The 15455-nt window shown below is 58.5% G+C and carries 14 protein-coding genes and 1 riboswitch; of the genes, 13 read left to right on the top strand and 1 reads right to left on the bottom strand.

Annotated features, from left to right (window positions below; translation table 11 throughout):
• The first annotated feature begins 55 nt into the window (after positions 1-55).
• The 5 genes from ACP0KA_RS04600 (at position 56) to ACP0KA_RS04620 (ending at position 6658) form a co-directional block, all read left to right on the top strand.
• On the top strand, positions 56-1099 hold the full coding sequence (locus ACP0KA_RS04600) for an MBL fold metallo-hydrolase (protein ID WP_424627661.1): 1044 nt from the start codon (positions 56-58) through the stop codon (positions 1097-1099).
• Between the two features lie 300 nt (positions 1100-1399).
• On the top strand, positions 1400-2902 hold the full coding sequence (locus ACP0KA_RS04605) for a FecR domain-containing protein (protein ID WP_424627662.1): 1503 nt from the start codon (positions 1400-1402) through the stop codon (positions 2900-2902).
• A gap of 141 nt (positions 2903-3043) precedes the next feature.
• Positions 3044-4594 (top strand): DUF4403 family protein, encoded by a 1551-nt coding sequence (locus ACP0KA_RS04610; protein WP_424627663.1) that lies wholly within the window; start codon positions 3044-3046, stop codon positions 4592-4594.
• A 117-nt stretch (positions 4595-4711) separates the two neighbouring features.
• The gene (locus ACP0KA_RS04615; RefSeq protein WP_424627664.1) at positions 4712-5929 is read left to right on the top strand and encodes an ABC transporter substrate-binding protein; all 1218 of its coding nucleotides are present in this window, start codon (positions 4712-4714) and stop codon (positions 5927-5929) included.
• Positions 5930-6166: 237 nt separating this feature from the next.
• A complete protein-coding gene (locus tag ACP0KA_RS04620) occupies positions 6167-6658 on the top strand; it encodes a transglycosylase SLT domain-containing protein (RefSeq protein ID WP_424627665.1) in 492 nt (163 codons plus the stop codon).
• Positions 6659-6660: 2 nt separating this feature from the next.
• Here ACP0KA_RS04620 and ACP0KA_RS04625 read toward each other — a convergent pair whose 3' ends face one another.
• On the bottom strand, positions 6661-8142 hold the full coding sequence (locus ACP0KA_RS04625) for a hypothetical protein (RefSeq protein ID WP_424627666.1): 1482 nt from the start codon (positions 8140-8142) through the stop codon (positions 6661-6663).
• 119 nt (positions 8143-8261) lie between these two features.
• Positions 8262-8371: riboswitch (TPP riboswitch) on the top strand.
• On the opposite strand from ACP0KA_RS04625, the gene ACP0KA_RS04630 reads away from it, so the two are divergent.
• From ACP0KA_RS04630 to ACP0KA_RS04665, 8 genes are all read left to right on the top strand, one after another.
• Entirely contained in the window at positions 8359-9381 is a 1023-nt protein-coding gene (locus ACP0KA_RS04630; RefSeq protein WP_424627667.1) for an FAD-dependent oxidoreductase, read from the top strand. Its footprint overlaps the riboswitch before it by 13 nt.
• A complete protein-coding gene (gene thiS, locus ACP0KA_RS04635; protein WP_424627668.1) occupies positions 9372-9569 on the top strand; it encodes a sulfur carrier protein ThiS in 198 nt (65 codons plus the stop codon). The genes ACP0KA_RS04630 and thiS overlap by 10 nt, the downstream gene beginning before the upstream one ends.
• Before the next feature lie 2 nt (positions 9570-9571).
• Positions 9572-10366 (top strand): thiazole synthase, encoded by a 795-nt coding sequence (locus ACP0KA_RS04640; RefSeq protein ID WP_424627669.1) that lies wholly within the window; start codon positions 9572-9574, stop codon positions 10364-10366.
• Positions 10353-10961, top strand: coding sequence for a thiamine phosphate synthase (locus tag ACP0KA_RS04645; RefSeq protein ID WP_424627670.1), 609 nt, complete (start codon positions 10353-10355; stop codon positions 10959-10961). Before ACP0KA_RS04640 ends, ACP0KA_RS04645 begins: the two co-directional genes overlap by 14 nt.
• A 29-nt stretch (positions 10962-10990) precedes the next feature.
• The gene (thiC, locus tag ACP0KA_RS04650; RefSeq protein ID WP_424627671.1) at positions 10991-12889 is read left to right on the top strand and encodes a phosphomethylpyrimidine synthase ThiC; all 1899 of its coding nucleotides are present in this window, start codon (positions 10991-10993) and stop codon (positions 12887-12889) included.
• A gap of 172 nt (positions 12890-13061) precedes the next feature.
• Positions 13062-13346 (top strand): hypothetical protein, encoded by a 285-nt coding sequence (locus ACP0KA_RS04655; protein WP_424627672.1) that lies wholly within the window; start codon positions 13062-13064, stop codon positions 13344-13346.
• A 124-nt stretch (positions 13347-13470) separates the two neighbouring features.
• Entirely contained in the window at positions 13471-14274 is an 804-nt protein-coding gene (locus ACP0KA_RS04660) for a hypothetical protein (protein WP_424627673.1), read from the top strand.
• On the top strand, positions 14271-15431 hold the full coding sequence (locus ACP0KA_RS04665; protein ID WP_424627674.1) for a hypothetical protein: 1161 nt from the start codon (positions 14271-14273) through the stop codon (positions 15429-15431). The genes ACP0KA_RS04660 and ACP0KA_RS04665 overlap by 4 nt, the downstream gene beginning before the upstream one ends.
• Positions 15432-15455: the final 24 nt, after the last annotated feature.

Below are 15455 nucleotides of genomic sequence, written 5' to 3' on the forward strand. Positions count from 1 at the left end.
CGGTGTATTATTGTGGCGTTGCCGGATGGCGCCGATTGCTCCTGAGGAGAAGACCATGATCTTTCGCCAGCTGTTTGACAGCACATCCTGCACCTATACGTATTTGCTCGCGAGCCGCCGCGGTGGCGAGGCTCTGATCATCGATCCTGTGCTCGAGAAAGTGGATCGATACGTCCAGCTTTTGCAGGATCTCGATCTCAAACTGATCAAGGCCGTCGACACGCATCTCCACGCCGATCACATCACAGGTCTCGGCGCGCTTCGCGACAAGACCCAGTGCATCACCGTGATGGGCGAGCAAAGCGGCGTTGACGTGGTCTCCATGCGCGTCGCGGACGGCGACCGCATTGATATCGAAGGCGTCAATCTCGATGTGATCTATACGCCCGGCCACACAGACGACTCTTACAGTTTTGCCATGGCGGATCGCGTGTTCACCGGCGACACGCTGCTGATCCGCGGCACGGGTCGAACCGATTTTCAGCGCGGTGACGCCCGCGCCCAGTATGAATCGATCTTCGGCAGGCTGCTGAAGCTGCCGGACCAGACACTCGTTTATCCGGCTCACGACTACAAAGGCGATACCGTCTCGACGATCGGCGAAGAAAGAGCCTGCAATCCACGCCTGCAAATGAAGTCCGTCGATGAGTATGTCCAGCTCATGACCAATCTGAACCTGCCGAATCCGAAAATGATGGATGTCGCGGTGCCTGCGAATATGCACGTCGGTCTCGCGCAGGATGATGTTGCGCGTCGCGGCTGGGCATTCACACCGTCGCAGGCGATGGAGTTGATCGGACAACAAGGTGTCGTGCTGATCGATCTTCGCGAACGACGGGAACGGGAAAGACATGGCATCATTCCCGGCTCGCTCCATGCGCCGTATCCGGACCTGTCCGACAACGTCAGATCGGGAGGCCTCCTCCATGAACTCGGCCTCGCCTCCGGCAACCGCTTGCTGTTCTACTGTGCATTCGGCGAACGTTCCGCCATGGCGGTACAGGCCGCGCAGCAGGCAGGCCTTGCCAACACCCGGCATATCCAGGGCGGGATCGAGGCGTGGCGAAAGGCAGGCGGACAAACCATTCCCGTCGGATGACATAGTTGATCAGTCTGATTCCTTGAACCCTTATCCTCCCTGCGCAACCAATGCATGTGCAGGGAGATCTCGATGTTTCTCGATAATTGATGTGAAGATGGCTGAGCGCCTTGGCGTTCACATTACAATTGCAATGGATAGATTCATTTTCACGAACAGCCGGCGTTGCATCGCGATGCCGGTGCTGTCAAAAATCATATCCGTTGCCTGACCTTCTGTTCTTTATTGCTCTATACAGGTGTCATCGTGAAAAGCTGCCGCGGCTTGGTTGTTGCGTTGATCTTTTGCGGCCTCATCTCAATGTCGACTACGGCCAAAGCGGCAGAAGATAGCGTCCGTTTAGCGCAAGCTGCGCCGTCACAACCGACACCTGCGCAACCGACGACATCGCAACCAGCACCCGCGCAACCGGCAACACCTGAACCGCCCCAGCAGCCGGCGCAGGACGCCCAGCAACCTGATGCCCAGCAACAAAATCAGACGGCCGCGGATTCGCCGCAAGCAGATGCCGTCGAAGAGCCCGTCGGCAACGTCGCAACTCTGCAAGGCACGGCGACCGTCACACGCAATGGCGCCAGCGCGCCGCTCAAATTGAAAGACGATATCTTCAAGGGCGACACGCTTCAGACCGGTAAGAGTTCGACGCTGATCGTCACCTTCACCGATGACACCACACTTAATCTCTCAGCGAGCTCGCGTGTTGTGGTCGACAATTTCATCTACGAGGAAGGCGGCAAGGCCAATGCTGCTCTGATCAATGTCGCGCGTGGCACTATGGCCTTCGTCGCCGCGGCCGTCGCCAAGACCGGCGACATGAAGATCGAAACCCCGACGGCAACGCTCGGCATTCGCGGCACCACCGGCGTCGTGGACGTGCCCGAAGGTGCGTCAGCCAGCAGCACCACCAACAATGTCGGCGTCAAACTTTATCCCGACGCGGACGGCAAGGTCGGACGCATCGAAGTCAGAGCCCGCGACGGCGCACAGCTCGGCATGCTGACGCAGGGCGCGAGCGGATTCACCGTGCGCGGCGAGATGGTCCGCGGATTTGGCATGCGGATGTCGGTGATGCCCATGGTGATGTCGGCGCAACAGATGGCGCGCGATCGCGGCTTCGTGCAGCGCGTGCATGTGATGCAGAGCATCGGCCGCAACATTGTCCGGGAGCAGCGCACCTTCCGGATGCAAGATCCGCAACGACAGAATGGCTTCGGTCGCCCAGGTTCGCGGCAACCGGGATTGCAGCGCCAGAATGGCTTGCAGAACCAGCCGGGTCTGCGCAATCAACCGGCACAACAACCCGGGTTGCGTAACCCGCAGCAGGCCCCGCAAAGGCCCGGACTTCAGAACCGACCAGGCCAGCCGCAACAGAAGGGCCAGGACAGGCGATCCGGATTCCAGAACGCGCCGGGCCAGCAGCGCCCGGGCCCGCAAAATCAACCCGGACAACGCCAGCCGGGTGCACCAGGTCAATTCGGGCAGCGGCAACAAGGCGCGCCGAATGCACCCGGCGGGCTACAGCGGCAAGGCCTGCAAAATGGCCCGGGACTACAACGGCCGTCTGGCGCACCCAATCATCCGCAGCGACAATTCGGCGGCGGGTCGGGGCAATTCGGATCACGGCCACCTGGATTGCCTGGCCAGATCGGCGGCATTGTCGGCCGGCTCGGCGTGCCGGGGCTGCCAATTCCTCAGGCGGCGGGAGCCGCGCCGCGATCTGTGCCACAGGGCCGGCCCGCACAGCAACGGCGGCCGCCACCGAAGCAGGGACAGGATCGGAAGAAATCCGACGAGCGCAATTAACGGGAACCAATCCTGGTAACGGGGAAGACTGCTAAGCCGTTTCGGCCATTGAAAATTATGACCCGGGAACATGCGCTGCACGGGGTGGCATGGGCGCGACGACAACGCTAGCATCCCTCTCGTGATGTGACCGGAGTCGTGATGCGCATAAAAATCATTTTGTTGGGACTGGCAGCTCTCGTCATTTCATTCGCGGCCAGCCTCTATGCAATGAACAGGCTCTGGCCAACCGACGTCGCAGCGCCCAAGTTGGCACAACTTCCGCCGCTGCCGCCGGTGTCACGCAATTCCGAAATCATGACACCGATCGCCGTATCGATCACGGCGTTGCGCGATGCGCTTGATCGCGCTGCTCCGCGCGACCTCGGCGGCAAGGCTGAAAATCCCATCGCGCAAATCCTCTCCAATGCCGACATCAACTGGACCGTCTCCCGTGGTCCGATCGCCGCATCCGGCGCACAAAATACCTTGGCGCTCTCAACGCCGCTTGACGGTCGCCTGACGGTGCTCGGCTCCCTGTCGGTCGCGGGTGGCAGCGCGCTCGGCAATGCACTTGGTGGCTTGCTCGGCGAAGGCGCGATCAAGCAACTCGGAAACGTCTCGATCAAAAATCTGAATGCGAGCGCTGCGATTCACGGCAATGTTGCGATCACTGCACGGCCGCAAATCCTGCCGAACTGGCGCGTCGACCCCAACCTTACCGCCCAGGTCAACCTCGGCGACAGCAGCCTCTCAGTGGCGGGGGCAAGAATCGCCGTGCCTGCGCAGGTGAAGCCGCTGATCGACAAGACCGTGAGCGAACAGATTGGCCAGTTGCAGCAACGGCTGCGCAACGATCCATCGCTTGAACAGAATGCACGCCGCGAATGGACAAAACTGTGCCGCTCGATTCCACTGCCCCCGGCTGCGGCGGGCATGCCGCCATTGTGGCTTGAGATGCGGCCGGTCACCGCCGTCGCTGCACAACCACGCATCGACCCCAACGCCGTCAATCTCACGCTTGGGATGCAGGCGGAAACGCGCGTGCTGCCGACCGAAACCAAACCGGATTGTCCATTTCCAGCGACGCTCAATATTGTCCCCGCCCCTGATCGCGGACGCGTCAAGATCGGCGTGCCGATCGATCTTCCCTTCACCGAAGTCAGCAAGATCGTCACCTTGCAGTTGAAGGATCGAGTCTTCCCTGAGGACGGAAGTGGCGCGGTCAGTGTCACGGTTAAAAGTGCGAAGGTGCGCGCCTCGGGCGACCGTTTGCTGATTTCACTGCTGGTGAACGCGAAAGAAAAGGCGAGCTGGTTCGGCTTCGGCGGCGAAGCGACGGTACATATCTGGGGCAAGCCTGTTCTCGACCAAAAACAGCAAATCCTGCGGCTCACCGATCTGCAGCTCGCCGTGGAGTCCGATGCCGCCTTCGGCCTGCTCGGTGCTGCGGCGAAACCGGCAATCCCCTATTTGCAACGTGCGTTGGAAGATAAGGCCACCATTGACCTCAAAACATTTGCAGCCAATGCACGACAAAAAATCTCCGACGTCGTCACTGATTTCCACCAGAGCGACGACGGCATCCGCATGGATGCATCTGTGAGCATCATTCGTCTTGTGAACATCGCTTTTGATTCCAGCACGCTTCGCGTGATTGCGGAGGCAGAGGGCGCGATCAACGTCACCGTCACCTCGCTCCCCAAGTTGTGAAATCCGCAAAAAATTTTACTCCGGTCCGAGCCGATAGGCCTTGATGCCTGCGGCGGTTTGACGCACGTTGTCGCCCGCGAACAAACCAAGAAACGGAACCACGGAGAGACCGAATCCATGAAATTTCTCAATGTCGCAGGTGGGGCGCTGTTTGCCCTCGCAGTCTCATCGCTGACGGCGCACGCGCAAATTTCCGACGACGTCGTCAAGCTCGGCGTGCTCACCGACATGTCGAGCCTTTATTCAGACGCAACGGGTAAAGGGTCGGTCACCGCGGTCGAGATGGCCGTTGCGGATTTCGGCGGCAAGGTCAAAGGCAAGCCGATCGAGGTCGTTCACGCCGACCATCAAAACAAACCCGACGTCGGCTCCAACATCGCGCGCAACTGGTACGACAACGAAAAGGTCGACGTGATCCTCGACGTGCCGACCTCATCCGTCGCGCTCGCCGTCCAGAATATCACGCGCGAGAAGAACAAGGTCTTCATTATTTCCGGCGGCGGCTCATCCGATCTCACCGGCTCAGCCTGTTCGCCGAACGGCATTCACTGGACCTACGACACGTATGCGCTGTCGAATGTTGCCGGTAAGGCAATGGTCAAGCGCGGCGAAGACACCTGGTTCTTCCTCGCGGCCGATTATGCGTTCGGCGCAGCGCTGGAGCGCGATGCGGCCGGCATCGTCAAGGCAAGTGGCGGCAAGGTGCTCGGCACGGTTCGTCATCCGTTGAACACATCGGACTTCTCCTCCTTCCTGCTGCAAGCCCAGGCCTCGAAGGCGAAGGTCATCGGCCTCGCCAATGCCGGCGGTGACACCACTAACGCGATCAAGCAGGCAGCCGAATTCGGTTTGACCAAAGGCGGCGGGCAGAAGCTGATTGCGTTACTGCTCGAAATCACCGACTCGCATTCCATCGGCCTGTCGGACGGACAGGGCCTGATTCTCACCGACGCCTTCTATTGGGACCAGGACGACGCGAGCCGCGCATTCTCGAAGCGGTTCTACGACAAGGTCGGACACATGCCGACGATGATTCAGGCGGGCCTCTACTCCGCGACGATGCATTACCTCAAGGCGATCGATGCCATCGGCACCGATGATGCGATGAAGACCATTGCGCAGATGAAAGCCACACACATCCATGACTTCTTCACCAAGGACGGCTACATCCGCGACGACGGCCGCATGGTGCACGAGATGCATCTGTTCGAACTCAAGAAGCCAAGCGAATCGAAAGGCGATTGGGATCTCTACAAGCTGATCGCAACGGTTCCGGGCGATGAGGCCTTCCGTCCGATGGACCAAGGCGGCTGCCCGCTCATCAAAAAGAAATAACATCATCGATCAAAGCTGGATCGATCAACGCCGCGCCGCATTCTGGCGCGGCGCTTTTGTCTTGTGATCTCTCAGAGGCACGACGTCCTCCGTCGACTTTTGGCAATTGTGGGTGACACGATCTCTCCACAATTTGACCTCAATGAAGATCATCGCGTCCGTCATCGTTACACGGGCAGCCATTCCAGTCCTGACGTATGGCCGCTCGGAATCCATCTTTATCCAAGGATGAGATCGATGAAACGGATCTTGCTCGCCGCAAGCGCGGCGCTGTTTTTCATTTGTCCCGCTTCTGCACAACGCGCCAATTACGAACAAATGGTCGCAAGCCACGCCGCGGCAAACGGCTTGCCTGTGGAACTCGTCCATCGCGTGATCATGCGAGAGAGCCGCTATAACCCGCGCGTCGTGCACGCCGGAAATTACGGTATGATGCAGATCAAGCTCGCGACTGCACGAGGTCTTGGCTACACCGGCACAGCGCAAGGCTTGCTCGACCCTGAAACGAATCTCACCTACGCGGTGAAATATCTCGCCGGTGCATATCGGGCCGCCAATGGCAATCACGACCGCGCAGTCCGATACTACGCAGGCGGATACTACTACGCCGCCAAACGTCAGCGGCTACAGCACAAACAACAGCCGATCATCAATGCATCATCTCCACTCATGAATGCCAATGCCGAGCAGATTCCAACCCCCGCTCTGCAGCCACAGCCACCTGAATAAGCTCAGTCTTCTAAAGGCTTGATGTCCGGATCGACGCTATGAACCGCGGCGCGGTCGCGGATATGGACAACAACGCGATCATCGATAAACAGCTTCTGCCAGCCATCCACATGATCGAGCAGCAGGGCTGCGGGCGTCGAGCGGTTGAATAACGTTGCTTCGATATTGTAGCGATCGAGCAGGCTGAAGAGATCGGCCGGCCGGCGCAGCATTTGCGCCGCGGCGTGTTGCAGTACGAATGCTTCGCCATAGAGCTCGGTCCGTCCATCGATGAAAGGCGGAAGGCCGGCGAAAATCATGTAGCCGCCGAAGCCATAGTGGTTGAACACGCGCGTGACGCCGGCCTGCTTGAGAGCTGCGACAGCGGCTTCCGGCATAATCCCCGCATCCGGTTTGTAGGTACGGAGCGAACTGGCGCCGATTGTGATCACGGCCGCCAGCATCGCGACACTCAGAACATGGATTGTATGGTGCGGAGACCGACCCGACGGCAGGCTGGACAACCACTTGAATCGCAGCGCCAAAGGCGTCGCGATTACCAGCGGCGACACCAGTGCAAAGACATCCGCATTTCTTCGATGTGAAAGCGCCATGAACAGCAACGCGACGAATAACAACACCCGCATGGGAGGAAACTTCACGCCGGCGAGCAGGACCAGCGCGAAAGCCGCCAGTGTGGCCCATTCAATCGGTCCGGGATGGCCGAAGTCCACCGGTTGCCATTCACTGATCAGCGAAAGCGCATTGCCGAGGTTGAGGATCGCACGCGCAGCGAGCAGCGAATTCCATCCATAGGGCGTGACCATGCTCGCCCCGAGCGCGGCCACGGCGAAGATGCTCCATTGCCGGATACATTTACCCCGCGCACCGCGGTCTGCATTGATCAGCGCATCGCAGGCGACCGGGACAATCAGCGCCAGGCCAAACACAAAGCTGCCGTGAAGATTGGCCCAGAGCGTCATCAACGCGACGAGCCACAATGATAGACCGCTGCCACGCTCTGCCGAAGCGAGCAGGCTTCCCACCCACGCCACCATCACCGGCAGAGCTAGCACGTGGGGCCGTGCATGAAGATGCGGCCAGGCGACGGCCAACGCGGCTGCCGTGAGGATCACGACCGGCACTGTCCCGAGATGGCGCTGGAGAAAGCCGGCCAGCAGTGCGAACGCTGCCGCGATGGACAACGACGCCAAAGCCACCGGCCCCGCCCACCCCCACAACGCGTAAACCTCGCCGTACAGGACCTGCGCCAGCCACTGGGTCGAGATCCAGGGCTGCCCTCGCATGGTGAGCGAAAACATATCCGCCACCGGCAGCGCGCGGTGTTCGACAATCCGTTGCCCGACCCTGATCTGCCAAAACGTATCGGGATCCGTCAGCAGCCAATTCCCGCCTGCCAGAAGGACGATATAAATGACGAGTCCGATCCAAAGCGGCAGTGTGCACTGCACGGAGCGCAAGTATTCGGCAAGTCGTGCACTCATTTTGGCGCGCGTTTCATTGATTAGGACGGCACGCATCGGAGATATGCTGATATGCGGCTCGTAAGGGAATGAATTAGATGTGGAAACATTGACATCACGTCACCTACGCTTAACATAGAGGCTGTTCCGAGGGGAGCTCCGGCAGGGAGCTGAGATACCGCGATGGCGCGGTGACCCTTTGAACCTGATCCGGGTCATGCCGGCGAAGGGACAGGGATGTTTCAGGAATCGTCTTCCCCGCAACGGGGGTCTTCAGTCAATGTTATTGGTGCCGGAATCGCGGGCAGTTGGCACGCGTTGCTGTTCGCGCGCGCCGGCTACAGCGTCACCGTCCACGAGCGCGATGATGTCGCGATGACGAAGGCCACGAGCCATGTCGCCGGTGGCATGCTGGCGCCGTGGTGCGAACGCGAGGGCTCCGAGCCCGCCATCACCCGGCTCGGTATTCGCTCGCTGGATCTGTGGCGCGAACATTTGCCGGAGACCCCCTTCAACGGGTCGCTTGTGGTCGCCCATCCGCGCGACCGGGCCGATTTCGACCGGTTCGCCAAATTGACCACCGACCATGAGCGCCTTAATGCCGACGGGATTGCCGATCTTGAGCCGTCGCTCGATGGCCGTTTCCGCGAAGCGCTGTTCTTTGCAGCTGAAGGCCACGTCGAGCCGCGCAACGTGCTGCCGAAACTGCACGCGAAGCTGGCCGCGGCCGGCGGCGAAATTCGCTTTCGGTCGGATTGCGATCCGAAAGCGCTCGCCGATGGTAACATTCTGATCGACTGCCGCGGCTTGAGCGCGCGCGATAAATTTCCCGATCTTCGCGGCGTCAAAGGCGAAATGATCATCGTCGAGACGGACGAAGTGCAGCTGGCGCGCCCGGTACGACTGCTCCATCCGCGCTGGCCGCTCTACATTATCCCGCGTGACAACAACCGCTTCATGATCGGCGCGACATCGATCGAGAGCGAGGACGATCGCGTCAGCGTGCGCTCCGCACTCGAACTGCTGACCGCGGCCTATGCCGTCCACCCCGCCTTTGCCGAAGCCCGCATTGTCGAGCTTGGAGCCGGTCTTCGCCCCGCTTTTCCCGACAATCTGCCGCGCATCGCCATCGACGGTGCAAGGATTTCCGTCAACGGCCTCTACCGCCACGGCTTTCTGCTGGCGCCTGCGCTCGCGGAATTGACCCTGTCCTATGTGCAGCGCGGCCTCATCGATAACGAGGTGATGCAATGTTCCTGATCGTCAATGGCGAACGCCGCGAGACCACGGCCACGCGCGTCGACGCGTTGCTGGCCGAACTCGAATATGAGGGCACGCACCTGGCTGTCGCGGTGAATTACGACGTGGTGCCTCGCGCACGCTGGGCGGAAACGCCGCTTAACGACAATGACGCCGTCGAAATCCTCACGCCAAGGCAGGGAGGATGATGATGGCCCTGAAGACCGTCAAATTCTACGACAAGGAATTCTCCTCGCGCTTCCTGATTGGCAGCGCGCTCTATCCGTCGCCGAAGATCATGCAGGATTCGATCCGCGCGGCAGGAAGCGAGATTGTTACGGTGTCCGTGCGCCGCGAAGCCGCCGGCGGCAAGACAGGCGACGCGTTCTGGTCTCTGATCCGCGAGCTCGGCGTCACGGTGCTGCCGAACACCGCCGGCTGTAAGAGCGTGCGCGAAGCGGTCACGACCGCCAAGCTGGCGCGCGAATTGTTCGGCACGTCCTGGATCAAGCTTGAAGTCATTGCCGACGACGAAACCTTGCAGCCCGATGTCGTCGGACTCGTGGAAGCAGCCGGCATCCTGATCAAGGATGGCTTTGAAGTGTTTCCCTATTGCACCGAAGATCTGTCCGTGGCGCAGCGCCTTGTCGACACAGGGTGCAAAGTCGTGATGCCATGGGCATCCCCGATCGGCAGTGCACGCGGCATCACCAATCGCGACGCGCTCAAACTTCTGCGGCAACGGTTGCCTGACATCACGCTGGTGGTCGACGCCGGCATTGGCGCACCATCCCACGCCGCCGAAGCCCTTGAACTCGGTTTCGATGCGGTGCTGCTCAACACCGCGGTCGCCAAGGCGGACGATCCAGTCACGATGGCGCACGCCTTCCGCCTCGCCATCGAAGCCGGACGCGCCGGATTCGGGGCCGGCCTGATGGGCGCACGCGATTTTGCATCTCCTTCAACCCCTGTCGTTGGGACACCATTCTGGCATGCCGTATCCTGATCGTTTTTATCCTGTCGTCGACAGCGTTGCGTGGGTCGAACGCCTGACCAAACTTGGCGTCGGCACCGTTCAGCTGCGCGCAAAGAACCTCGACGACGCCCAGGCGCTTGCCATGGTTCGTGAAGCGCTCACCGTGGTCAAAGGGACTGCGACAAAGCTCGTGGTCAACGATTACTGGCGCGCGGCCATCGAGGCCGGCGCGCAGCATGTCCATCTCGGACAGGAAGATCTGGCGGATGCCGACGTCAATGCGATCCGCCGTGCCGGCCTGACCCTCGGCCTCTCGACCCATGACGAGGAAGAACTCGACAAAGCTCTTCGGCACAAGCCGGATTATGTGGCGCTCGGCCCGATCTTCTTCACGACATTGAAAGCCATGCGCTTTGCGCCGCAAGGTATCGAGCGGATCACGGCGTGGAAATTGGCGATCGGCGATATTCCGCTGGTCGCGATCGGCGGCATCAAGCTTGAACACGCTCCGGATATTTTCGCCGCAGGAGCAAATTCGATCGCCGTCGTCAGCGACGTCACCCAGAACGCCGATCCGGACGCGCGCGTACGTGCGTGGCTTGGTCAATACTCAGAAGCAGCCTGATAACAAAGCGACTCACAAGGAGGACGCCAATGAACATTCGCTCCAATCCCGATACCACATTGCCTGCAGTGACCACCGGCGGCCTGCCCTCGTCGCGCAAGATTTATTCCGTGCCCGACGCCGCTGCCGATCTTCGTGTGCCACTGCGCGAGATCATTCTCAGCGAAGGTGCCGGCGAACCCAACCTTCCGGTTTACGACACCTCGGGTCCCTACACCGATCCGAACGTCATCATCGACGTCAACGCTGGTCTCGCCCGCACCCGCATCGAATGGGTCAAGGAACGTGGCGGTGTCGAGGAATATGAAGGCCGCCAGATCAAGCCTGAAGACAACGGCAATGTCGGCGCCTCGCACGCGGCCGCCGCCTTCAAGGCGCATCACAAGCCGCTTCGCGGTGTCGGCGATGCGCCGATCACCCAGCTCGAATTCGCCCGCGCCGGCATCATCACCAAGGAGATGATCTATGTCGCCGAGCGCGAGAACCTCGGCCGCAAGAAGCAGCTCGAGCGCGCCGAAGCCGCCCTTGCCGACGGTGAATCGTTCGGCGCAGCGGTCCCCGCTTTCATCACGCCGGAATTCGTGCGCAGCGAAATCGCCCGCGGCCGCGCCATCATCCCCTGCAACATCAACCACGCCGAACTTGAGCCGATGATCATCGGCCGCAACTTCCTGACCAAGATCAACGCCAACATCGGCAACTCGGCGGTGACGTCGTCGGTCGAGGAAGAAGTCGACAAGATGGTCTGGGCGATCCGCTGGGGCGCCGACACGGTGATGGATCTGTCGACCGGCCGTAACATCCACACCACCCGCGAATGGATCCTGCGCAACGCGCCGATTCCGATCGGCACCGTGCCGATCTACCAGGCGCTGGAAAAATGCGAAGGCGATCCGGTAAAGCTGACCTGGGAGCTCTACAAGGACACGCTGATTGAACAGTGCGAGCAGGGTGTCGACTACTTCACCATCCACGCCGGCGTCCGCCTCGCCTATGTGCCGCTGACCGCCAACCGCGTCACCGGCATCGTGTCGCGCGGCGGCTCGATCATGGCGAAGTGGTGTCTCGCGCACCACAAGGAGAGCTTCCTCTACACGCATTTCGACGAGATCTGCGACCTGATGCGCAAGTACGACGTATCGTTCTCGCTGGGTGACGGCCTGCGTCCCGGCTCGATCGCCGACGCCAACGACCGCGCCCAGTTTGCCGAACTCGAAACCCTCGGCGAGCTCACCAAGATCGCGTGGGACAAGGGCTGCCAGGTAATGATCGAAGGCCCCGGCCACGTGCCGATGCACAAGATCAAGATCAACATGGACAAGCAGCTGAAGGAATGCGGCGAAGCCCCCTTCTACACCCTCGGACCACTGACCACCGACATCGCTCCGGGCTATGACCACATCACCTCGGGCATCGGCGCGGCCATGATCGGCTGGTTCGGCTGCGCGATGCTCTGCTACGTCACGCCGAAGGAGCACCTTGGTCTCCCGAACCGTGATGACGTCAAGGTCGGCGTCGTCACCTACAAGATCGCGGCGCATGCTTCCGATCTCGCCAAGGGCCATCCGGCGGCGCAACTACGCGACGACGCACTGTCGCGCGCGCGCTTCGATTTCCGCTGGCAGGATCAGTTCAACCTCGGTCTCGATCCGGATACGGCGGTGGCCTATCACGACGAGACGCTGCCGAAGGAAGCCCACAAGGTTGCGCACTTCTGCTCGATGTGCGGACCGAAGTTCTGCTCGATGAAGATCACGCAGGACGTTCGCGATTACGCAGCGACGCTGAACGATCCGGATCGGGTCGGCCTGAACATCTCCGGCACCATCGAGGACGGCATGGCGCAGATGAGCGAGAAGTTCATGAAGATGGGCGGCAAGGTCTATGTCGAGGCCGATGCCGTGAAGGACAGCAACAAGGCGCTGTGAACTATCTCGCGATCTGAACAGACAAAAGGCCGGGCATTGCCCGGCCTTTTTTGTCCTTTTGGCCGGTCGATTTTGGCCGGCAGGGTTGAACGATCATGGCGCGCGTTGATCTCCGATCTGCTGATCTTCGCCCTGTGCGCTGCCATGGTTAGCTTCGATTCTGAGGATTTTCATGACTGTGATTTCATCATCGAATTTTTTTGCCGCCGGCCTGATGTTGCTAACCTGCTCCGCCCCGGCGCTCGCAGCAAAGCCCACCGCCGCCGATCGCGCCTGGATTAAGACCTGCATCGATCAGCGCCAATCGAGCCACGAGGTGCCCGCCAAGCTTCGAAAATATTGCACCTGCATGCAGGATGTCGTGGAGGACAATCAGCCGTTCGAGAACGTCACGGCACTGGAGCGGACGTATCCTCCAGCCCACGAAATGTGCTGGGACAAGGCGGGGAGAAAATAGAAACCGCACTTGCGTTGCAGTTCGCGCTCGGTAGAATCAGAAGCGTTAATTATCAAATATGTTCGAAATCGCATGATGAGCAGCGCCCAAATCCAAAGTGGATACCGGCGAGAAGCGGAATATCGTGAAAGCGCGCCACAAAATAATTAAAAAAGGGAAAGCCCATTTCGAGCAATTCATAAGCGGCAGAACAGCCTCCTCGGAGGATCCTCTTCCTCTCACGCATATAACCGACGCTTACGATCTTAGAGACATCATCAAAGATCGACAGATCGCGCCTCGCTTATGCAACGTCTTCGACTATGATCTTTCATATTATTTCTATGGGCGGCCAGCTTACCGAAAAAATGGTGATACACAGGCTAACAGCTTGGCTGCCTATGCACCAATAGTGCTCATTTTCAAACCAACTATCTCAGATGATGCGATAGCCGCTTTTCCATTTGATACCGGCGCCTTCAAGGGCGAGAAGTATTCTGACGTGACGCACCACCGGATGTCGGTAGAAGATTTTGGTTTGGAACCTTCTCATGAAAACATCGGGAAGATTGTTGCTTTCTTCTTTGGCAACAACAAAAACTACTACGATCAGCTACCCTCGCAAAAAACAAAAATTGGTAAAAACGAGTTTGAGGCTCAAAGCTACCAAGAACTAATAACATATCGAGGTAAAAACGAACGCGACGACAGATCGACAACAATAGAAATAATATTCGACAAGTCCGTAGAATTACGAACCAATCTATTAGCTATCGTCGTACCGAGTTCATTCTTAAAAGATAAAGCCGTCAAATCCAGACTCCAAGCGCTCCACGTGCACATCCGACCATATACGGACGGAGCGAATCTCACGCCTGCCAGCCAAATCCCGCGGTTGAGCGATGTCGTTCGACATTACTACATTGAACAAGGCATACTAAAAAAGTGAACGTAAGCCGAGCGAAACTCTATGGCGTTATAAACCCCACGGGGCAAGTCGATGGGTTCTGCATACCTATTTTTACTGCGCGGGAAAATTCCAATCACTTTCTGGTGCAAGTTGTCAGCGAACGCAATTACATCGAGGGATTTGAACCGTTCCATTGCTCCGACGACATAGAAAAAAATATACAAAAGGTCGATGCAGATATAACGAAGGAAATTGGAGACCCTGCATTCTGGTACTTCGGACTTGGAGAGAATCCTCTCTTTGGGACTATCGATGATATAAGGTCTCACTTCACTCAAATAAAATACAATCTCGAAGATAAGCCATATGTCTACCTTCAGATTGTAACGGCCTGTCACCTCGAACAGCAAGAAGTGCCCGCTGTTCGAGCGGTGCACGAGTCATTATTGGAAAATGTGGGAGATGTAAGCGCAAACGCGTGGCTGGATACGAGCGTAATTTCACCAAAAGTTCGACGTTGGCTGGGTGAATCGTCCTCACAAACGAAACGCGGAGCCGATTTTAGAAGACTTACGTCGGGCGTTCTTGCAGTTACCAACAATAATACAACGTTCGTTTTCGTTCCTGAAGATATGAAAGGACTTATAAGCGCCGCAAGTTGGCGAAGGACAGCGGAGCAACTAGAAGCGTTCCTAAGACACTTTGGTCTAAAGTTTGCGGAATTTTCATTTGTATATCGCGAAGCATCAAAGGCTACCGCGCAATCAAACGTATCTTCTTTGAAAAGGGATGCAGTAGCCGTCTTTGCGAAGGAAAGAAGCACCATATTGCGACAACTTACGAGGAGCTACTTCGAAGACCCCTCTGGCGCATTACGCGTGGTTTGCACGTTCTCAAGTCGCTACGAAGGCAAGGGTAAGCGAAAATATTGGTTTGGATACCACGAAATCTGGAACCAGTGGCTGGAAGGAGCGAAAGACGGATTTATTCTTCTCGGCTGTGCAGACAAGAGGATTTGTTTTGCGCTACCTCTGCCCTTTATAAGGGCACACCTATCGAATTTGCGTTATACTGGAAGCGGTAAGGATAAGTATTGGCATCTGGATATTGTTGACCTCCCGGGAAAAACAAACCTTCTCGATATCCCCCGCCTACATCAGGGAATAGATCTTTCAAAATTTCTTTTCAGGTTCTGATTTCACACTCCGGCCATCAAGATG

It is taken from the genome of Bradyrhizobium sp. SYSU BS000235 (genome assembly GCF_049747295.1).
Lineage (GTDB): Bacteria > Pseudomonadota > Alphaproteobacteria > Rhizobiales > Xanthobacteraceae > Afipia.

Bases quoted from the DNA above. Each gene is read 5' to 3' on its own strand.
- ACP0KA_RS04600 (WP_424627661.1), top strand. From the start codon at position 56: ATGATCTTTCGCCAGCTGTTTGACAGCACATCCTGCACCTATACGTAT.
- ACP0KA_RS04605 (WP_424627662.1), top strand. From the start codon at position 1,400: ATGTCGACTACGGCCAAAGCGGCAGAAGATAGCGTCCGTTTAGCGCAA.
- ACP0KA_RS04610 (WP_424627663.1), top strand. From the start codon at position 3,044: ATGCGCATAAAAATCATTTTGTTGGGACTGGCAGCTCTCGTCATTTCA.
- ACP0KA_RS04615 (WP_424627664.1), top strand. From the start codon at position 4,712: ATGAAATTTCTCAATGTCGCAGGTGGGGCGCTGTTTGCCCTCGCAGTC.
- ACP0KA_RS04620 (WP_424627665.1), top strand. From the start codon at position 6,167: ATGAAACGGATCTTGCTCGCCGCAAGCGCGGCGCTGTTTTTCATTTGT.
- ACP0KA_RS04625 (WP_424627666.1), bottom strand. From the start codon at position 8,142: ATGAGTGCACGACTTGCCGAATACTTGCGCTCCGTGCAGTGCACACTG.
- ACP0KA_RS04630 (WP_424627667.1), top strand. From the start codon at position 8,359: ATGTTTCAGGAATCGTCTTCCCCGCAACGGGGGTCTTCAGTCAATGTT.
- thiS (WP_424627668.1), top strand. From the start codon at position 9,372: ATGTTCCTGATCGTCAATGGCGAACGCCGCGAGACCACGGCCACGCGC.
- ACP0KA_RS04640 (WP_424627669.1), top strand. From the start codon at position 9,572: ATGGCCCTGAAGACCGTCAAATTCTACGACAAGGAATTCTCCTCGCGC.
- ACP0KA_RS04645 (WP_424627670.1), top strand. From the start codon at position 10,353: ATGCCGTATCCTGATCGTTTTTATCCTGTCGTCGACAGCGTTGCGTGG.
- thiC (WP_424627671.1), top strand. From the start codon at position 10,991: ATGAACATTCGCTCCAATCCCGATACCACATTGCCTGCAGTGACCACC.
- ACP0KA_RS04655 (WP_424627672.1), top strand. From the start codon at position 13,062: ATGACTGTGATTTCATCATCGAATTTTTTTGCCGCCGGCCTGATGTTG.